The organism is Algoriphagus alkaliphilus, from assembly GCF_900103735.1.
Taxonomy (GTDB): Bacteria; Bacteroidota; Bacteroidia; order Cytophagales; family Cyclobacteriaceae; genus Algoriphagus; species Algoriphagus alkaliphilus.
Map to the genome: position 1 here is coordinate 117,969 of NZ_FMXE01000011.1, position 18,962 is coordinate 136,930.

Genomic DNA, 18,962 nt, shown 5'->3' on the forward strand with positions numbered 1-18,962 from the left:
AAATATGCGATCACTGTCTGAGAATTTAATACCCCACTAACTCCTTTAGTTTTTTCTTAAACCGCTCCGTTGGCAAAAACTGTTTTTCCAGATTTGGAGCAAAAGGAACAGGCGTATCCAAACTCCCTTCCCGCATCACCGGAGCATCAAGGTCATTGAAGCAATGCTCGGAAATCCAAGCACAAATCTCCGCTCCAATCCCTCCTGTAAGCGTGTCTTCGTGAAGGAAAATCACCTTTCCGGTTTTCTTCACCGTCTCAGCGACTGCTTCCTGATCCCAAGGTAACAGCGTTCGCAAATCCAGAATATCCGCGGATATAGCCAATTCTTCAATTGCTTTCACCGCCCAATGCACCCCCATGCCATAGGTGATGATGGATACTTGTGAGCCCTCTTTGGCCAAAGCCGCTTTTCCCACTTCCACTGTGTAGTAGCTGTCCGGCACAGACCCCGAAATGGAGCGATAGAGCATTTTGTGCTCAAAATAGAGGTAAGGATTGGAATCTGCCAAAGCCGCGTTGAGTAAGCCTTTAGCATCGTGGGGATTGGAAGGATAGACGATTTTCAGACCGGGTGTATGAAAAAACCAGGCTTCATTGGATTGGGAATGGAAAGGCCCGGCAGCAGAACCTGCCCCAGTAGGCATTCGGATCACCACGTCTGCATTTTGGCCCCAGCGGTAGTGGATTTTTGCAAGATTGTTTACGATCTGATTGAATCCTACACTTACAAAGTCCGCAAACTGCATCTCGACCATGGCTTTGTAACCTTTGATGGATAGCCCAAGTCCTGCACCGATAATGGCGCTTTCGCAAAGTGGGGTATTTCTCACCCGATCTCCACCAAATTTGGTTTTGAAGCCATCCGTGATCTTGAAAACTCCGCCATATTCCCCGATGTCCTGACCCATAAGGATGAGATTCGGGTATTTTTCCATGGACTGTCTCAGTCCATCACTGATCGCATCAATGAAACGCTTTTCAGTACTTGATCCTTCCGGTTCAATTACTTTTTGGAAAAAAGGTGCATAGACATCTGCCAGTTCCTCCTCCAGATTTGGAGTGATTTCTTCTTCGGCAAATGCGACCTCCAAGGCTTCGTTGATTGCCTTTTTAACTTTCTTATTCAGTTTCTCCTTAATGGATTCGTCGAGCACACCGGTGGATTCGAGATAGGCCTCGAAGTTTTCTACCGGATCACGTTTTGACCATTCTTCCATCAAATTCTTGGGTACGTACTTCGTTCCGGAAGCCTCTTCGTGGCCACGCATACGGAAGGTAATCGCTTCAACCAGAATCGGCCTCGGGTTTTCCCGAATGTCTTTTGCTAATCTCAGAATGGTGTCATATACCTCCAGCACATTGTTTCCCTGTACCCGAACAGCCTCCATGCCATAGCCGGGGCCTTTTTCGGTGAAGTACTTGAATGCAAACTGCTCCTCACTCGGAGTAGAAAGTCCATAGCCATTGTGCTCGACTACAAAAATCACGGGAAGCTTCCAAACTGCCGCTACATTTAGCCCTTCGTGAAAATCTCCCTCCGAACTTGCCCCGTCACCGGAGAAAACCAGCGTCACTTTCTTTTCATGCGAAAGCCTATGAGCCAATCCAATTCCATCCGCAATGGCCAGTTGGGGACCGAGGTGTGAAATCATCCCCACAATGTGATGCTCGATGCTCCCAAAGTGAAAAGACCGATCCCGACCTTTGGTAAAGCCGGACTTTTTTCCCTGAAACTGTGCAAATAGCCGTTCCAAAGGCATGTTTCTACCTGTGAAAACCCCAAGGTTTCGATGCATGGGCAGGATGAATTCATCTGTTGCGAGGGCATTTACCGCACCGATCGAGATGGCTTCCTGTCCCCAGCCGCTAAACCATTTGGAGATTCTGCCCTGCCGAAGGAGAATGAGCATTTTCTCCTCGATCCGACGAGGCATGATCAGGGATTCGTAAAGTTTGAGTAGCGTTTCGTCCGAGTAATTTTTCCTGTCAAAAGTCAAGATTTGGGCATTTGGGGCAGTGAATTCCATATGATTCGATTTGGGAATCTAAGGTACAGGAAGCCCTGAAATCGGCAAAGGTTTTTTGGAGAGTAAGAAAAAGGGAACTCTTAAAATTGCCCGCAGATTACCGCTGAAAAATACGCTGTTAGACGCTGATTTTAACTTTGCTCAACTGAGGCAGGAGAAAATCCGAAATCCGACATGCCAAAATCCGACATCGACCCTCCCTTGCATAGCGCCCCGACTTTCGTCGAGGCAAAAAATAAATGCAAGGAGTTAAAAAGTATTTGCTGTACGGTTCAAAATTAGGCAAAGCATTTTCCGCAGCGCCAAGTCCTACGTTAAGGTTGTTTTATCAAAGTGTTAAGTGGGGGATTGAAAAATTTAAAAAATTGGAACATTGAAAAATTATTACCCCTAAGCTAGGGTGGCTGATGTTGATTGGTTCGGCACTTGGAGTATCCGGCAATTTTTCAATTTTAAAGTCTTCCAATTTTCCAATCAAAAAACTGCATCGCAGTTTTTTTACCTACCTTTGCCCACCCAAATTCAAGGAATATCAGTGAAAGCGAGAACATTAAAGAAAGACAAAGTCAACATCATCACCATGGGTTGCTCCAAAAACCTGGTGGATTCCGAAGTCCTGCTGACCCAACTCAGAGGCAACGGCATCAACGCCAGCCACGAGTCTAACTCACAGGATAACAACATCATCATCATCAATACCTGCGGATTTATCGACAATGCCAAGCAGGAATCGATCGATACCATCCTTCAGTATGTGGATGCCAAAGAGCAGGGTTTGGTTGATAAGGTCTACGTTACCGGTTGTCTTTCACAGCGCTACAAGGACGATTTGGAAAAGGAAATCCCTCAGGTGGATGCGTTTTTTGGAACGCGAGATTTGCCTGCGATTTTGAAGAAATTCAAAGCAGACTACAAGCATGAACTGGTGGGTGAGCGTCTTTTGACCCACTCGGCCCACTATGCGTACATGAAGATTTCTGAGGGTTGCGATCGACCGTGTTCCTTTTGCGCCATTCCGATTATGCGTGGCGGGCATATTTCACGACCGATCGAAGATTTGGTGAAAGAAGCGATGCATAAAGCTGCTGGAGGAACCAAGGAATTGCTTCTGATCGCACAGGATTCAACCTACTACGGTTTGGATATTTACAAGAAGCGAAACCTCGCCGACCTACTTCGTAACCTTTCTGATGTGGAGGGAATCGACTGGATTCGCTTGCATTATGCGTATCCGACCGGTTTTCCGATGGACGTGATCGAGGTAATGAAGGAGCGACCAAACATCTGTAAGTACTTGGATATTCCATTGCAGCATGGTTCAACTGATGTGCTCAAGGCGATGCGACGTGGCACAACCCGAGAAAAGCAGGAAGAGTTAATCCACAGCATCCGAGAGATGATTCCTGAGATTGCGATTCGAACGACCTTGATTGCCGGACATCCGGGTGAGGGAGAAAAGGAATTCCAGGAGATGGTGGACTTTGTCACTCGAATGAAGTTTGAGCGCTTGGGAGTTTTTACCTATTCCCATGAGGAAAATACCCATGCTTTTGGAATGGAGGATTTGCTTTCGCAGGAAGAAAAACAAGATCGTGCAAATCACCTGATGGAAGTTCAGGAGCAAATCAGCTACGATTTGAATCAGGAGAAAATCGGAAAGACTTTCAAAGTCCTGATCGATAAAAAAGAAGGGGGGCATTTTGTCGGCAGAACCGAATTTGACTCAGTGGAAGTGGACAACGAGGTATTGATCGATGCTTCCAAGTTCTATTGCAGAGTTGGAGACTTTGTCCAAGCTAAGGTTTACGAAGCGACGGAGTTTGATCTGTATGCGACGGTGGAGGAATAAATAAAAAACAGCAGGGGGAAATGAAGTCGATTTCCCCCTTTTCTCGTTTTAGGACTATAGAGCAAAATCGTTAACTTTCATCATGCTGACAATCAATCCTAAATACATCACTGACCAGGCAGGGAATAAGATTTCCGTAGTGATTTCTCTCAGAGAGTTTGAAGCCATGGTTGAAAAGATCGAAGAGTTGGAGGAAATCAAGCTTTATGATCAGGTAAAGAACTCTGATGAACCTTCTTTACCGATTAATGAGGCTTTTGAATTGATTGAAACTCTCCGAAAAGAAAAATAATGGCTTATCAAATAGCCATTAAGAAATCTGCCATTAAGTCTCTTGCCAAGATTCCAGAACCCTATTTTTCAAGCTTAAAAGAAGCGATTTATGGTTTAGCGGATAATCCCAGACCGATAGGATACAAAAAGTTGAAGGGAAGGGACGCCTATCGAATTAGAGTCGCAGATTACCGAATCATTTATGAGATAGAGGATAAAATCCTTACGATTGAGGTTATTGCAGTTGGGCATAGAAGGGAGATTTATGAATAAATTGTACGTTCTCTTCTTTTGACAGGAAAGAATACTGCTGTCTCATTCAAAAAAAGACTTTGAAATCTCCTTGCTTACCTCAACCGACAAGCTACTCCAAAAGAATACCTTCCGACTGGGCCATAACCAAGCTCTGTAAACACCCCAAGATTTTTGCTCGGGAAATACCTGACGACAGCATTCACTCCTGCGACATAATTCATGTCTTCTTCTATGGGATATTCCGAGTCATCATATACTTTTCCAGGAACCCGGGGAGTTTGAATTTCTGTAGATTGAATGGTCACCCCTCCATAACCCAAAAGAAGAATCTCCCATTTAGACTCATTTTTGATCCAACCCAATTGGCTAGAAAAGTATGAGCTTAGGTCAAAACCAAACCGAATTCCCAGAGGGACATATTGCTTCTCAAAGTCAATCTCTGCGTACTCCGACGGAACCGCTATATTCCGGGCTTGATAACTTGATCTTCGGTTTTGAATACCCAAGTACCCGCCTAAAATCAAATAATCAGTCATTTGTCGATCAAATGAAATTTGATAATAAAGCCCATTTTCTTCTGCCTGCGCATACCGGTAGCTGTCAGGGGAAAATGATAGTCCAAAGGTCCATTTGGAAAGTTCTCTTTCCGCTTGAGCGAAAGAAATTTGAGTAATTAGGACAGTAAGAAAAGTTAGGATTGACTTTTTCATAAAAGAATTAATTAGGATAACTTAAAATTAAAATCAGGTTTTAAATCTTAAAGCCGAAATTTGAAAATCCTGCTTCACCAGAATTAGGATAACGGGGATTGGGATTATCCCGGAATCAAAAAACCTGGCTCAGAAATATTTTACCAAGTTCAGGTTTATGCCATATTGGATGACAGGAGCCCCGTTCGAATTACTGTACCAGCTCTGCGACTCATTTCCAATTTGGTATCTAAAGTAGGGTTGGAATTCTATCCCTAGTTTTTTGGTGAAATCGTATCCAATTGAAGGGGCAAAATAAAAACTATACTTTTCTAATAAATTAACCGGACCAGACAAGTCATAGCTGTAGGAATCAAATTTTTGTTCAATCCCAATCCCGCTTGTTACGCCATATTCTTGGTATTTGCTCCAGACAGCGAGTGCCTTGATTAATCCAAAGTCACCTCCATATCGAAATTTCTTGTCTGAATTTCTCCATGATACTAAAAGGGGAAGTTCTAGTTGATTGACTTTGGTTGCTCTTCGAAAAATATAATCAGTGCCTTCTGAATACGCATAAATGGAGGTAGCCAAATCAAAATTTTGATAAAAAAGGCCTGTGTTAAACATCCATTTTTTGTCTTTAGAGATAGCGAAGCCTAAAGTTGCACCAAAGCTGAACCCATCGGTATTGAAAGAATTAATTTTCAGGTCCTCAGCTACTTTATTGTTTGGGAGAAGGGTTTTTTCCAAAAATCCGGTTTTGTATTCTGTACGATTATTCCCATAGCTCAGCTTTAAATTTTGGACTCCCTGTGAAAAAGATGATAGACTTAATAAGGTGAAAAACAAGGCGGAAATTATGAGTTTCATGTCAAAGGGCTTTAATGAACTAGAAATGATTGGGAAATTAAAAAGTAGAATTTTTTTAACTAATACCCCCCCCCTAAGAATAAGTTCTTATTGAAATCTTTGTTTTGCGTTTGATTCGTTTCCATGAGATTCTAATTTAAAAGTTGCTGTTAAAATTAAGTAACTTATCGATGCTTAAGAAATCTTTTAGTGTTAAAGCCTTATAATAAAACTAAAAATTAGTTAAAGGCTTTCAGTTCACATTTTTGCAGTTCCGAGATCAAAGTTGGAAATTGTAAAAATACTCCTTTTTGCCCTTTGCCCTTGATCCACTAATTTAGCCGACTAAAATCCTCCGAATGAAGTTGATCGAAGTTGCCACGCCTGCCCATCAGAAAGAATTTATCGAGATGGCAGTAGCGTTATATAAAAACGAAAAAAACTGGATCCGACCGCTTGACGCAGATATTGAGGGACTTTTTCACCCCGAAACAAATAAGCTTTTCCGCAATGGTGCTAAATCAAAACGCTGGTTGCTGGAAGATGAAAAGGGGCAGACCATCGGTCGGGTAGCAGCTTTTGTCAATCCAAAGATGAAGGAAAAGCAGCCGACTGGAGGCTTGGGATTTTTCGAATGCATAAACGACCAATCCGCAGCTTTCCTGCTTTTTGATACGGCAAAGTCTTGGCTCCAAAGCGAAGGAATGGAAGCGATGGACGGCCCGATCAACTTCGGTGAGCGTGATAAATGGTGGGGACTTTTGGCGGATGGGTTCACGGAACCGAACTACAATATGCCATGGAATTTTCCGTACTACCAAAAGTTCTTTGAGGATTACGGTTTCCAGCTTTACTTCAAGCAATACACTTACATGCGCCCGGTGCAGGATCTGGGCTTTGATGAAAAAATGATCCAACGAGCAAACGCCATTATGGCGAATCCGGATTATTCTTTTCGATACATCAAAGGGAAAGAGCTACAGGAAAAAGTGCCGGAGTACTTCATGACAGTTTATAATAAAGCTTGGGCTCGCCACATGGGGAAGTCCATTGCTTTAAAAGAAGCTCAACTCATGTTTGGCAAGATGAAGCCGATCATCGATCCGCGGTTAATTTACTTTGCCTTCTTCAAGGACGAACCTGCCGGATTCTTTATTCAAATCCCTGAAATCAATCAGATTTTCAAACATGTCAATGGGAAAATGGACCTGTTCGGAAAGCTGAAGTTCCTGTGGTACAAGACCTTTTCTCCTCCCAATAAAATGCTCGGCCTGGTCTTTGGCGTAGTACCGGAGCATCAGGGTAAAGGGGTGGAAAGTGCCATGATCATCAGCTATGATAAGATGAGTGGAAAGGCCTCTTTCCCTTACAAAACCATTGAAATGAATTGGATCGGAGATTTCAATCCCAAGATGATGCGGGTCTGTGAACAACTCTTGGCGACGATCTATAAAACACACCATACGTATCGGTATCTATTTGATCGGGAAAAACCGTTTGAACGACACCCTATCTTTGATTAAGTACGAAGTGCGAGGGAAGAAATACGAGGCTTTTTTGAACCTCAAACTTAATTTTCCTAATTGAGGTGAATGAGTCTTAATTTCGAATGTCGAATGACGAGCATCGAATGATGAAGTAAAACCTGGCTTTCTGACCAATCTTTCAATTTTCCAATATTTCAATTTTACAATCCTATAGATGAAAAAATACGACGTAACAGGCATCGGTAATGCCTTGGTAGATATCGAGTTCAAAGTAAAAGACCAGTTTTTCTTGGACAATAAGGTCGAAAAAGGCTTGATGACCTTAGTGGATGGGGAGCGTCAAAACTCACTCATGCAAGTCATCAATACCGAAGAGGCCAAAAAGCAGGCGGGAGGCTCAGCTGCAAATTCGGTGGTTGCAGTTAGTCAGTTCGGAGGGAAATCCTACTATTGCTTTCGTGTAGCTAACGATGAATTGGGGCATTTTTACTTAAAGGATTTGCAGGATTCAGGGGTAGACTCGGCTCTTACAGAGTCAAACCTTCAGGACGGAATCACCGGTAAATGCCTAGTGATGGTGACCGAAGATTCCGAGCGGACGATGAATACGTTCCTCGGGATTACTCAGAATTTTTCAGTAAAAGACATCAACGATTCAGCGATCAAAGATTCCAAATACCTATTTATCGAAGGGTATTTGATTACTTCCGAAAATGGGAAAACAGCAATGAAGCATTCCAAAAAAGTGGCTGAAGAAAACGGGGTAAAAGTCGCTTTGACCTTTTCGGATCCAGCGATGGTGAAATATTTTAGAGAGCCTTTCGACGAGGTGATTGGTGCAAGTGTTGATTTACTTTTTGCAAATGAAGAAGAGGCAATGCTTTTCACGGGTAAAGATAATCTGACCGAAGCTCGGGAGGAATTAAAAAAAGTGGCCAAGCATTTTGTCATTACGCAAGGGAAAAACGGGGCAATGATCTTTGACGGGGATACGTTCATTGACATAGAGCCTTACAAAACCACAGCCATTGACAGTAATGGAGCAGGTGATATGTTTGCCGGAGCTTTCCTCTATGGAATTACAAATGGCCACAGCTATGCATCCAGTGGGAAGTTGGCATCAATGGCAAGTTCAAAAATTGTCAGTCAGTTTGGCCCAAGATTGCAGTGGCATGAAGCGAAGGAAATCCTGAACAGATTAAATCCTTAAGAAAAATTAACAGGGGAAAAATCAAAGATTTCTCCCCCGTTTATCTTCTTTTTCCTGCAGCAGTGGATTTTTTAAACCTTGTACCCTCCTTTTGTAGTTTATTTTGATGCATGGTTTATTCCGTATTTGAATTAAAACCTTCTAATTGCATTCTAATTTCTAAGTTGAATACTAACCCAATCTTTTTATCATGAGAAAATTTACTGTGTTAGGCCTGATTTTAGGAATGCTTAGCATTCCGGTTTTGGCCCAAAACAAAATCGAGTTCAAGGAATTTACCTTGGACAATGGATTGCATGTGATCATGCACCGAGACAATACGACACCTATTGTGGTCACTTCGGTTTTATACCATGTTGGATCAAAAAACGAAAACCCGGAGCGTACCGGCTTTGCTCACTTTTTTGAGCATTTGATGTTTGAAGGTTCCGAGAACATTGACCGCGGTCAATACATGAACATCATTCAAAGTCGTGGGGGAACGCTGAACGCCTACACGTCCAACGACATCACTTATTATTATGAATTGCTTCCTTCCAATGAGCTTGAATTGGCTCTTTACATGGAAAGTGAGCGAATGCTTCATTCCAAAGTTGACCTCACCGGAGTTGAGACTCAGCGTGAAGTGGTAAAAGAAGAGAGACGTCAGCGCTACGAAAATCAGCCCTATGGCACGATCCTTCCAGAGACTTTGGCAAGAGCATACCAGGTTCATCCCTATCAGTGGGCACCAATCGGCTCCATGGATCACTTGAATGCTGCGACAATTGAAGAGTTCCAGCAATTTTACAAGGATTTCTATGTGCCAAACAATGCGACTTTGACAATTGCCGGAGATATTGATTACGCGACGACTGAGAAGTTGGTGAGAAATTATTTTTCAGAAATCCCAAAAGGCGCTAAAGAAGTTTTCAGACCCAATGTTGTTGAACCCAAGAAAACAGCTGAAATACGGGATGTCATCTATGACAATATTCAGATTCCTGCCGTGATTCAGGCCTACAACTTGCCTCCAAGAAATCACCCCGACAGCTATGCGCTATCTATGCTCTCTACTTATCTCACCGGAGGGAATTCTTCGCTGATGACCAAAGAATTGGTGGACAAGCAGCAAAAAGCATTGGTAGTTGCGGCAATTCCTTTGGAACTCGAAGATGGTGGTGTTTTCTTGATGTATGGGATCACCAATATGGGTGTGGAGCCAAAAGATTTGGAAGCCGAAGTCGATAAATTGATCAAGCAGGTGCAGGATCAGGGGATCTCTGATGAGGAGTTTACCAAGCTGAAAAATATCATGGAAAACAATATCGTGAGTGGAAACTCCACCATCGCAGGTATTGCTGAAAACCTCGCAGAGGCAAAAGTGATCTACGGCGACACCAATTACATCAATCAGGTAATGGACGCTTATTCTAAAGTCACCAAGGCTGATATCCAGCGAGTGGCTAAAGAGTACATGGACCTAACTGGTCGTGTTGTATTGTACTACTTACCAAAATCAGCTCAACCAGCATCCGAATAATTGTTTCACCTTATCGATCGAAGAAAAATGAAAAAATTAGCAATAGCATTTGTTTTAACACTTATAGCCACCGCGGGCAGTTTTGCGCAAGTGGACAGAAGTAAGCTTCCAGCCTCGGGTCCAGCTCCTGAAATCAAAATTGGGGAAGCAGAAACCTTCACATTGGATAATGGATTGAAAGTGTTTTTGGTGAAAAACACCAAACTTCCACGTGTGTCATTTACTTTGGTATTGGAGCGCGACCCAATCATGGAAGGTGATAAGGCAGGCATGTCAGATTTTGTTGGTGAGATGATGATGGCTGGCACGATCAATCGGACCAAGGATCAACTTGACCAAGAAGTCGATTTTATTGGAGCAAGTTTGAGTGCTTCCTCGACATCGATGTTTGCGTCTTCCTTAAAAAAGCATCAAGGGAAAGTACTCGAATTGATGGCAGATGTACTTTACAATCCAGTTTTCCCACAGGATGAATTGGACAAATTGAAAAAGCAGGCCTTAACCGGTTTGGCACAAAGCAAAGACAATCCAAACGCTATTTCTAGCAGACTTTCATCCGCGGTTTTATATGGAAAAAACCACCCTTACGGCGAATCTTCCAATGAAACCACAATAAAAAACATTGCCGTAGAAGACATCAAAAAGTACTATGCTACCTATTTCAAGCCAAATATTGCCTATCTCGCTATCGTAGGCGATATGGATAAAGCCGAGGCTGAAAAAGTAGTGAAGCAGTATTTCGGGAAATGGCAGAAAAGTGAAGTGCCAAAATTCACCTATCCAATGCCAGAGCGCGCTTCTAAAAGAGCTGTTGCTTTGGTAGACAGAAGTTCCTCAGTGCAGTCAGTGATTAATTTGACACAGCCTGTGAAAATGAAGATCGGCGATGAAGATTACATCTCCAGTCGATTGCTCAATCAGATCCTTGGAGGAGGATCAGCTTCACGATTATTTATGAATCTTCGTGAAGACAAAGGCTATACCTATGGGGCTTATTCTTCGATCGGTGCCGACAAGCTCGTGGCCACTATTTCTGCCAATGCTTCTGTTAGGACTGAAGTGACCGACTCAGCAGTGTACGAATTCATCTATGAAATCCAAAATCTCGTCGAAAATGGAGTAACCGAAGAAGAACTAGCTAAAGCAAAAGCAGAACTATCAGGTAGCTTTGGTCGCTCACTTGAGCAGCCTTCTACAGTTGCCAATTTTGCTTTGAATACCGATCGATACAAGCTGCCGAAAGACTACTACGCCACGTACCTGCAAAAGCTGAATGCCTTGACCGTAGCGGATATCAATGCTACTGCTAAGCGTCTCATCGAGCCTGACAAATTCATCATTACCACAGTGGGAAATGGGGCTGAGATCAAAGAAAAGTTAGCGCAGTTTGGCGAGGTCACGATGTATGACAATATGGGAATGCCCGCCAAAGAGTTGACTGCTGACGCAGATATGACTGCTGAAAAAGTTCTGGAAAACTACCTAACAGCAATCGGTGGAGAAGCAAAAGTTAAAGCAATCAAAACAGCTAAGATCTCTATGGATGCTACAGTGATGGGCACTCCTTTGAATTTGGCCTTTGTATATGATTCTCAAAATGGAAGATATGGTCAAAAACTTTCCGTGGCAGGAAATGTAATGCAAAAAACCACTTTGGCAGACGGAAAAGGTTCAATGTCGGTTCAGGGTAATGCTATCGAGATGACGGAAGCACAATTATCAGAAGCAAAATTGAATTCATTCTTGTTTCCAGAAGCAGTTTACAAGGAAAATGGCTATGCGCTGACTTTTGACGGATTGAAAGATGTAGACGGAACACCCGCCTATAAAGTGATCATCGCTGCTGCATCAGGAGCTAAGCTCACCAATTATTATGCTCAGGAATCAGGGCTGAAGATAAAATATGAAAATTCGGCATCAGGTGACACGTTCTATTCAGATTATCAGGCTAAGGACGGAGTTTTACTCCCTATGGCATGGACGATCAAGTCTCCGGCGATCCCGGTTCCATTGGAAGCTAAAGTAACTTCGATGGAATTGAATGTGCCTATTTCAGATGCAGACGTGAAATAAATATAGAAAAGGGGAGGGTGGTCTCCTCTTTTTTCTTTTTAAACAAACTAAATAACAACTATGAAATCGAGCATGATCCAAATCGACATACAGAGGGATAATTATAATCCATGCGAAGTTCCCTGTCCGATGACAGGCGGACATGTGGCCTTTAAAAATCAAATTATAATCATATGAAAATCAAAACACTTTTGGTCTCCGCGATTCTGATTGCGGGATTTCAGAGCAAACTATTAGCTGAAAAAGGAATTAATAATGGTGATCCTATTGTGATTGTGGAAAACGATCCGGAGACGGTTATCGCTAATTATATTAAGGCCGTTGGCGGCGAAGCTAAAGTGAAGGCCATCAAAAATGCCAGTATGACCGCAGAGGCTAACTTTCAGGGTCAAATTATTGAAATCAAGACAATCGCTGATTCTGAAAATACCCGAATGATGCAATCTACTGCCGTAGGTGGAAATGTGATGCAGAAAACCTTGTTGGTAGGAGGACAAGCCCAAATGGTAATGATGGGTCAAGTCCAGGAGCTTCCTGAGGAGACTGCGGCAATGCTTAAGCCTCAGACTTACGTTTTTCCGGAGCAGTTCTATGATGAGATGGGTTTCGAATTGGAGTTTTTGGGAACTGAAGAGGTAGATGGGCAGCAAGCCAACAAGATTGGGATCACTGCCCCTAATGGAATGGTGACCAATGAATTCTACTCGGTAGAAAGCGGATTGAAACTTAAAACGAGTTCAGACGCAACAGGTGAGATCTCTTATTCTGATTACCAGGCAGTGGACGGCGTATTGTTTCCAATGATGTTGACCATCAAAAATCCAATGCTTCCTGTTGCACTTGAAGCCAAAATGATTTCAGTAAAATTTAATCAGACCCTTTCTGATTCTGATTTTCAATAATCCTAAAAGTAAAAGACTTTTGAGACCTCCAAGTTTTGGAGGTCTTTTTTTATGCCAGCCATTTTTCGGTAAGTGTATTTATTTCTTTCTGTGAAAGTTGAAAAAGAGGAAAGTAGATGTTAGGGTCTTTTTCAAGAGAAAACTTCAGAGTCCGATCTTGTCGGCTTACAAGTAGTTCTGGATATTCTGAGCTTCCTTCCTGGGAAAAATTGAGGACTTTGTCATTTTTCATCACAAGGAAATAAGCCTTTGCATCTGGATGAATTTGAGTAACCAGCCCATCCCTATTGGTCCGAATGCCGAATTGATGTAGAAGTCTATCTTCAGTTTGGACCTCTTTCATTTCAATTCCTATCTCAGACAGTAGGCTTTGAAGAAATGGAAAAAGATCTTCATATCCCTGAACAAAATCAGTAAAAAAAGATTTGATTTCCGATTTATCCTGAAATTGTTCTATAATCAGATTTTCAAAATCCTTGATTTCATAACCCAGAAATGGCTTTCCGAACTGCTCCCACATTTTTGTCATGACCGTTGCAAGAGCGCTTCCATTTTTCAACAAAAGGATATCCATGCAAATTGCCAGCAAGGCGCCCCGCGTGTAAATGTTTACTTTTCGGTCGGGAATTCCTCCGATGTATCCATCCAACCACAAATCAAATGAAGACTCTTGAATGGTATAATTCCGCCATCCAAAGTTGGCTGATTCCCGGGCAATAACTTTCTCAAAGTGCCTGAGGTAGGTGGGGAGATCGTAAACGCCTGACTTGAGCAAGTACAAATCTCCCATGTAAGTAGTAACTCCTTCTAAAATCAATCCGGCATTGGTATAGGTCTCCTTTGAGAAATCATAGGGTAAAAGTTCCTTTGGACGTATCCGGCATACATTCCAAGCATGGTAGAGTTCGTGACAACTGACACCGAGTAGTTCCTCCATTTGGATTGGATCTTTCAGGCTTTCAGCCGGACCAAAGGTAATGACAGTCCCGCGTCTATGCTCTACACCATGATAGTGCGAATAAGGCAAAAGCTGAAATATGAAATGATATTCCGATTCCGGAAACTCTCCGAAATCCTGAATGAGCTTTTCTGAAAAGGATTTAAACCTGTTTAAAAATAGGTTTTTGTCAAAGTGGACTTCGCCTTGAATCCAAATATGAAATTGTGTTTTCTGAACCTGATATTCCCAGTGAATTAGCCTCTTTGAGGCAATAATGGTGGAATCGGCCAACATTTGAAAGTTTTTGGCTTTCCAAATTGAGGGTGATTTTTGGATTAATGTGCAGGTTTGGCAGGAGAATTCTGGTAGATCTAATATAATCTCTATTTCTTCTTCACTTTTACCCAAAACATCGAAACAGCAATTGACCAGATTTATATAAATTTGCTCCTTATCCACCCAAGCACTGCCCCCATCCATTTTTCCACAGTAGTATTCATAGGAAATCAGGTAGGGTCCTTTCGAATCAGAGGAGAATTCCCAAAGGTCTTTAGTGGTTTTTTGAAATGGAATTTTGACTCCCGCTGAATTTTTTATCGCGAAGCCCCGAATATTTTGAGCGTAATTTGCGATTTGATAGCGACCTGCTCTCCAAGCAGGTAATTGAAGCTTTACGTGCTCTGTTTCTTTTAAATCAAGCAAAAGGTTCAATTGAATGTACTGGGAGGTGGGGATTTTAGATTGAACTGTATAGCGAAGCATAGAAAATCTAATAGTGTTGGCAACAAATTTAGAAGGTGGATTTGTATTTAAGAAAATGGTACATATCTTTGCAATCCTTTTCAGGGTCAATCCGGAAAAGATGATAAAGAAAGCAACTAGTTAAAGATATTCGATCATGAAAAGAACATTCCAGCCTTCTCGCAGAAAAAGAAAAAACAAGCACGGCTTTAGAGAAAGAATGTCTTCTGCTAACGGTAGAAGAGTCATCAAGGCAAGAAGAGCTAAAGGAAGACACAAATTGACTGTCTCTTCTGAAAAGACTCTTAAGAAGTAATTCTTACCGCTGCTTTTCGTATGTTCACATACGAGTACAGTCCTTGCGATGAATTATAGACTTTCGAAAAACGAGCGGCTACATGCCGAAAAGCTTATCAAGGAACTTTTTAACGAAGGTTCCTCTTTTTTTTTGTACCCATTCAAAGTTCTTTTTCTAAAGAAAGAAGATTTAATTGGCCAGCCAAATCAGGTGCTTTTTTCTGTTTCGAAAAAGAAAATCAAAAAAGCCACAGGCAGAAATTTCATTAAACGAAGGCTGAAAGAGGCCTATCGATTGAATAAGCAAATCTTGCCTCCTGATGGAATTATCCTGGGCCTTATATTTGTTGGTAAGGCAGAAATGTCATTTGCTGAAATTCAACCTAAAATGGTTCAAGTCCTCAATCGGCTGAATCGGGAACTATCTCAAACTCCGTTTTCCTCATGATTCCAAAATTGAAAAAACCAATAGTTTTTATTCCCTTAATGCTAGTTCTTTTTCTCGGGGCTTTTGCCTTTCAGGTAAAGAATGACAAGCTCTTTGCCTTGGCCAAGAATATTGACATTTTTGCCACATTGATTAGGGAGTTGGATTCTTATTATGTGGATGAAATTGATCCGGATAAATTGGTGACGATTGGGATTAATGCGATGCTGGAGGAGCTGGATCCTTACACGGAATACATTCCTGAGGAAGAGTCTGCAGACTTCCGAATGCTGACAACCGGTGAGTACGCCGGGATAGGGGCGCTTATAGGAAATCGGGGTGGGGGGAACATGATTTTGATGCCTTATACCGGCTTTCCAGCCCAGACGGCAGGTTTGAGAATTGCAGATTATATTTTAAAAGTCAACTCAGTAGATGTGGCAAAGAAACCGACTTCTGAGGTTTCAGAACTTCTGAAAGGTCCAGCTAATACTCCGCTGACAATAAAAGTTCTTCGTGATAAGGATACGCTTGAGTTTGCTTTAATCAGGAAAAAGATAACATTGAAAAATGTTCCTTTCTATGGTAAGTTGGATGACAAAACTGGCTATATAAAACTTGCGGACTTTACGACCAATGCTTCTACAGAGGTAAGAAATGCACTTGTCAACCTTAAATCCCAGGGTGCTGACCGTTTGATTTTGGATTTGAGAGATAATCCAGGTGGACTACTTAGTGAAGCCGTAGAGATTGTTAATCTATTTATCCCAAAGGGGAAAGAAGTAGTGAAAACGCTAGGTAAACTCCAAAACGTGAATTACACCTATAAAACCTCCAAGACTCCGGTTGATAAAGATATTCCCCTTGTGGTTTTGATCAATGAGCGAAGTGCTTCGGCGGCTGAAATTGTAGCTGGTGCATTGCAGGATTACGATAGAGCTGTTTTGGTTGGTAGAAAATCATTTGGGAAAGGACTTGTCCAAACAACAATTCCATTAAGCTATAATTCCCAAGTCAAAGTGACCACGGCCAAATACTATATTCCAAGTGGTAGGTGTATTCAGGCAATTGATTACGCCAAAACCAGAGAAAATGGTTCAGTTATCACTGTTCCGGATTCCTTAAGGAAAAGCTTTAAAACTGCAAATGGACGCATAGTCCGCGATGGTGCAGGCATAGAGCCGGACGAATTGGTGAGTGAAGTGTCATATGCACCTATTTCTTACACGCTTGTCGCAGGGAATCATATTTTTGATTTTGCTACCCAATATTTCTATAAGCATAAGTCAATTTCAGATCCATTGACTTTTTCAATAAGTGATAAAGATTATGAGGAATTTAAAAAGTTTCTGGTTGGCAAAGAGTACGATTACACTACTTATGTAGAGAAGTCGGTGCAAGATTTGGAAAGATATGCCGAAAAAGAAGCCTACTTTGGAGACATTAAGGCTCAATTAGAGGCAATTAAAGCAAAGGTGAATCACAGTAAAGAAGGTGATTTGGATACATATAAAGCAGAAGTCAAAAAAATTCTTAGCGAAGAGATCGTGTCACGATATTATTTTCAGGAAGGAATGATTGAGGCTGGATTGGATCAGGACCCTGCAGTGGATTTGGCTAAAACCTATCTGTTTGATCTGGCAAAAACCACCAAAACCCTCACAGTTGCAAGAAAGTAAGATGGGCATGATTCTGTCGATTGAAACCGCAACTTCGGTTTGTTCAGTAGCCATTCATGATTCCGGTAGACTCATCAGCCTATGTGAGACAAATGAACAAAGCGCGCATGCTGAGCAATTGATGCTTTTGGTTGAAGAATCATTGAAGAAGGCCGGTATTGAGTTGGGTCAATTGGATGCAATAGCGGTTTCTGAAGGACCTGGGTCTTACACTGGACTGAGAATAGGGGTGTCCACTGCAAAAGGCCTCGCATTTGGGCTGGATAAGCCCTTAATTTCGATCAACACGCTTCAGTCCTTGGCAAGTGCCATATCTGTCAAAAAGGGCGAATTGATTATTCCAGTTTTAGATGCCCGCAGAATGGAGATTTATAGGGAAGTATTCGACTGGAAATTAAATTCAGTTTCAAAACTTTCAGCTGAGATTTTAGGTGATGGGGTTTTTGAGAACTTTTTGGAGAATTGGCGGGTTTATTTTCTTGGAGATGCGGTTGAAAAAGTGAAATCTGTGGTCAGCAGCGAAAATGCTTCTTTCAATTCTGAAATTGTATTTTCCGCTTCTCATATGGGTAACTTAGCTTTGGAGAAGTTCAGAAAATCCGAATTTGTAGACTTGGCCTATTTCGTGCCAAATTACCTCAAGGAATTTAAAGCCCTTCATTCAAAAAAGAATCCGCTACTCAGCTTATGAGTGAAATAGTAAACAGAGTATCTGCCAGTCAAATCATTTCCATTAATCTCGAGGAAATTTATCCTCAGGAAGACCGTGTGATTTTTGATTTAAAGCCATTTTTATGGCAGGAGTTGATTCTGAAAGAGCAGGATTTTAGACAATCCCTGAAGCAGGTAGACTGGGAAATCTATCGCAATAAGTGGGTTGCGATTCAATGTTCTGTTGACGCAATAGTTCCGACATGGGCGTTTATGCTGGTCTGTACTTATCTTGATCCAGTCTCTAAAGGGTATTCAGTAGGTGATCTGAGTATACTTGAAATTATGATATCTGAATCAGTCATTACAAAATTTGACATTGAATCCTTCAGAGATCGGCCAATAGTTATTAAAGGCTGCAGTAAATTTCCGATTCCACTTTTTGCTTATGGTAGGATGATTTCCCTGCTACAACCTGTTGCGAAGTCGCTGATGTTTGGGGAACCCTGCAGCACAGTTCCTTTATTTAAAAAGGGAAAGTCCTGATTTTGAAAGAGAAGAGGCATTAGGTAAAAAAGATTGCAACTTTTGTGTAGCAAAGATTTGTGTAATCAAATTCACTCCTCTATGTTTGCACTCCCATTCGAGGATATGCCTCGAACAAATTTGAAAAAAAGCGACAAAAGAAATGAAATAATCAATAAAAATTTCATTTCGGATTTGTTAAATTAAAACAAAATCCGATCTTTGCACTCGCATTTGAAACATGGGTTTCACAAGTCTCGATAAAGATCGGGAGTAAGTTCTTTGAAATGTTGTAAGAGAGAGAAGAAAGCCTGAGAAAAAGGGCAGGAAGTTGCTGGGATGCTTTAGGGCGCTCAGTGATTGACACTAATGATAAATTACAATGGAGAGTTTGATCCTGGCTCAGGATGAACGCTAGCGGCAGGCCTAATACATGCAAGTCGAGCGGCAAGTCGAGGAGTAATCTAAGACCTAGAGCGGCGCACGGGTGCGTAACGCGTATGCAACCTACCTCATACAGGGGGATAGCCCGGAGAAATCTGGATTAATACCCCATGGCAC

Annotated in this window: 17 protein-coding genes and 1 rRNA gene; 14 read left to right on the plus strand and 4 right to left on the minus strand. The window is 41.9% G+C overall.

Annotated elements, in window-relative coordinates; genetic code table 11:
• Nucleotides 1-25 precede the first annotated feature (25 nt).
• Nucleotides 26-2,029 (minus strand): alpha-ketoacid dehydrogenase subunit alpha/beta, encoded by a 2,004-nt coding sequence (locus BLQ81_RS09635; protein WP_092729736.1) that lies wholly within the window; start codon nt 2,027-2,029, stop codon nt 26-28.
• Between the two features lie 535 nt (nt 2,030-2,564).
• Here BLQ81_RS09635 and rimO point away from each other — a divergent pair.
• The 3 genes from rimO (at nt 2,565) to BLQ81_RS09650 (ending at nt 4,424) form a co-directional block, all read left to right on the plus strand.
• Nucleotides 2,565-3,878 (plus strand): 30S ribosomal protein S12 methylthiotransferase RimO, encoded by a 1,314-nt coding sequence (gene rimO, locus BLQ81_RS09640; protein WP_092729763.1) that lies wholly within the window; start codon nt 2,565-2,567, stop codon nt 3,876-3,878.
• 82 nt (nt 3,879-3,960) lie between these two features.
• Nucleotides 3,961-4,170, plus strand: coding sequence for a hypothetical protein (locus tag BLQ81_RS09645; protein ID WP_092729737.1), 210 nt, complete (start codon nt 3,961-3,963; stop codon nt 4,168-4,170).
• Nucleotides 4,170-4,424 (plus strand): type II toxin-antitoxin system RelE family toxin, encoded by a 255-nt coding sequence (locus BLQ81_RS09650; protein WP_092729738.1) that lies wholly within the window; start codon nt 4,170-4,172, stop codon nt 4,422-4,424. The genes BLQ81_RS09645 and BLQ81_RS09650 overlap by 1 nt, the downstream gene beginning before the upstream one ends.
• A gap of 74 nt (nt 4,425-4,498) precedes the next feature.
• Here the strand turns inward: BLQ81_RS09650 and BLQ81_RS09655 are convergent, their stop codons facing one another.
• Nucleotides 4,499-5,116, minus strand: a complete 618-nt coding sequence (locus tag BLQ81_RS09655; RefSeq protein WP_092729739.1) for a hypothetical protein — start codon at nt 5,114-5,116, stop codon at nt 4,499-4,501.
• A gap of 129 nt (nt 5,117-5,245) precedes the next feature.
• Entirely contained in the window at nt 5,246-5,968 is a 723-nt protein-coding gene (locus BLQ81_RS09660) for an outer membrane beta-barrel protein (RefSeq protein WP_092729740.1), read from the minus strand.
• A 338-nt stretch (nt 5,969-6,306) separates the two neighbouring features.
• Between BLQ81_RS09660 and BLQ81_RS09665 the strand changes: the two genes are divergently transcribed.
• The 5 genes from BLQ81_RS09665 to BLQ81_RS09685 all read left to right on the plus strand — a co-directional run bounded on the left by BLQ81_RS09665 (nt 6,307) and on the right by BLQ81_RS09685 (nt 13,141).
• Entirely contained in the window at nt 6,307-7,470 is a 1,164-nt protein-coding gene (locus BLQ81_RS09665) for a hypothetical protein (protein WP_092729741.1), read from the plus strand.
• 178 nt (nt 7,471-7,648) lie between these two features.
• Complete coding sequence (locus BLQ81_RS09670; RefSeq protein ID WP_092729742.1) at nt 7,649-8,644, plus strand: adenosine kinase; 996 nt, start codon at nt 7,649-7,651, stop codon at nt 8,642-8,644.
• A 190-nt stretch (nt 8,645-8,834) separates the two neighbouring features.
• Nucleotides 8,835-10,166 carry a M16 family metallopeptidase gene (locus tag BLQ81_RS09675; protein WP_092729743.1) on the plus strand — a complete coding sequence of 444 codons (1,332 nt, stop codon included), beginning with the start codon at nt 8,835-8,837 and terminating at the stop codon, nt 10,164-10,166.
• Between the two features lie 27 nt (nt 10,167-10,193).
• The gene (locus tag BLQ81_RS09680) at nt 10,194-12,239 is read left to right on the plus strand and encodes a M16 family metallopeptidase (protein WP_092729764.1); all 2,046 of its coding nucleotides are present in this window, start codon (nt 10,194-10,196) and stop codon (nt 12,237-12,239) included.
• Nucleotides 12,240-12,412: 173 nt separating this feature from the next.
• A complete protein-coding gene (locus BLQ81_RS09685; protein ID WP_092729744.1) occupies nt 12,413-13,141 on the plus strand; it encodes a LolA-like protein in 729 nt (242 codons plus the stop codon).
• Nucleotides 13,142-13,190: 49 nt separating this feature from the next.
• Here BLQ81_RS09685 and BLQ81_RS09690 read toward each other — a convergent pair whose 3' ends face one another.
• Nucleotides 13,191-14,843, minus strand: coding sequence for a M61 family metallopeptidase (locus BLQ81_RS09690; protein ID WP_092729745.1), 1,653 nt, complete (start codon nt 14,841-14,843; stop codon nt 13,191-13,193).
• 136 nt (nt 14,844-14,979) lie between these two features.
• Here BLQ81_RS09690 and rpmH point away from each other — a divergent pair, with 136 nt between their 5' ends.
• The 6 genes from rpmH to BLQ81_RS09720 form a co-directional block, all read left to right on the plus strand.
• Complete coding sequence (rpmH, locus tag BLQ81_RS09695; RefSeq protein ID WP_092729746.1) at nt 14,980-15,138, plus strand: 50S ribosomal protein L34; 159 nt, start codon at nt 14,980-14,982, stop codon at nt 15,136-15,138.
• A gap of 48 nt (nt 15,139-15,186) precedes the next feature.
• Nucleotides 15,187-15,567, plus strand: a complete 381-nt coding sequence (gene rnpA / locus BLQ81_RS09700; RefSeq protein ID WP_092729747.1) for a ribonuclease P protein component — start codon at nt 15,187-15,189, stop codon at nt 15,565-15,567.
• A gap of 38 nt (nt 15,568-15,605) precedes the next feature.
• On the plus strand, nt 15,606-17,225 hold the full coding sequence (locus tag BLQ81_RS09705; protein ID WP_245693227.1) for a S41 family peptidase: 1,620 nt from the start codon (nt 15,606-15,608) through the stop codon (nt 17,223-17,225).
• Entirely contained in the window at nt 17,212-17,916 is a 705-nt protein-coding gene (gene tsaB, locus BLQ81_RS09710; protein ID WP_245693228.1) for a tRNA (adenosine(37)-N6)-threonylcarbamoyltransferase complex dimerization subunit type 1 TsaB, read from the plus strand. Before BLQ81_RS09705 ends, tsaB begins: the two co-directional genes overlap by 14 nt.
• Nucleotides 17,913-18,422 carry a DUF2480 family protein gene (locus BLQ81_RS09715; RefSeq protein WP_092729749.1) on the plus strand — a complete coding sequence of 170 codons (510 nt, stop codon included), beginning with the start codon at nt 17,913-17,915 and terminating at the stop codon, nt 18,420-18,422. Before tsaB ends, BLQ81_RS09715 begins: the two co-directional genes overlap by 4 nt.
• 358 nt (nt 18,423-18,780) lie before the next feature.
• Nucleotides 18,781-18,962: ribosomal RNA gene (locus BLQ81_RS09720) — 16S ribosomal RNA — on the plus strand; the annotation flags it as partial.

Excerpts from the sequence above, each read along its gene's own strand:
- BLQ81_RS09705 (WP_245693227.1), top strand. The coding sequence starts at position 15,606 with ATGCTAGTTCTTTTTCTCGGGGCTTTTGCCTTTCAGGTAAAGAATGAC.
- BLQ81_RS09680 (WP_092729764.1), top strand. The coding sequence starts at position 10,194 with ATGAAAAAATTAGCAATAGCATTTGTTTTAACACTTATAGCCACCGCG.
- BLQ81_RS09650 (WP_092729738.1), top strand. The coding sequence starts at position 4,170 with ATGGCTTATCAAATAGCCATTAAGAAATCTGCCATTAAGTCTCTTGCC.
- rnpA (WP_092729747.1), top strand. The coding sequence starts at position 15,187 with ATGAATTATAGACTTTCGAAAAACGAGCGGCTACATGCCGAAAAGCTT.
- BLQ81_RS09635 (WP_092729736.1), bottom strand. The coding sequence starts at position 2,029 with ATGGAATTCACTGCCCCAAATGCCCAAATCTTGACTTTTGACAGGAAA.
- BLQ81_RS09655 (WP_092729739.1), bottom strand. The coding sequence starts at position 5,116 with ATGAAAAAGTCAATCCTAACTTTTCTTACTGTCCTAATTACTCAAATT.
- BLQ81_RS09685 (WP_092729744.1), top strand. The coding sequence starts at position 12,413 with ATGAAAATCAAAACACTTTTGGTCTCCGCGATTCTGATTGCGGGATTT.
- BLQ81_RS09660 (WP_092729740.1), bottom strand. The coding sequence starts at position 5,968 with ATGAAACTCATAATTTCCGCCTTGTTTTTCACCTTATTAAGTCTATCA.
- BLQ81_RS09670 (WP_092729742.1), top strand. The coding sequence starts at position 7,649 with ATGAAAAAATACGACGTAACAGGCATCGGTAATGCCTTGGTAGATATC.
- BLQ81_RS09665 (WP_092729741.1), top strand. The coding sequence starts at position 6,307 with ATGAAGTTGATCGAAGTTGCCACGCCTGCCCATCAGAAAGAATTTATC.
- BLQ81_RS09675 (WP_092729743.1), top strand. The coding sequence starts at position 8,835 with ATGAGAAAATTTACTGTGTTAGGCCTGATTTTAGGAATGCTTAGCATT.
- BLQ81_RS09715 (WP_092729749.1), top strand. The coding sequence starts at position 17,913 with ATGAGTGAAATAGTAAACAGAGTATCTGCCAGTCAAATCATTTCCATT.
- BLQ81_RS09690 (WP_092729745.1), bottom strand. The coding sequence starts at position 14,843 with ATGCTTCGCTATACAGTTCAATCTAAAATCCCCACCTCCCAGTACATT.
- BLQ81_RS09645 (WP_092729737.1), top strand. The coding sequence starts at position 3,961 with ATGCTGACAATCAATCCTAAATACATCACTGACCAGGCAGGGAATAAG.
- rpmH (WP_092729746.1), top strand. The coding sequence starts at position 14,980 with ATGAAAAGAACATTCCAGCCTTCTCGCAGAAAAAGAAAAAACAAGCAC.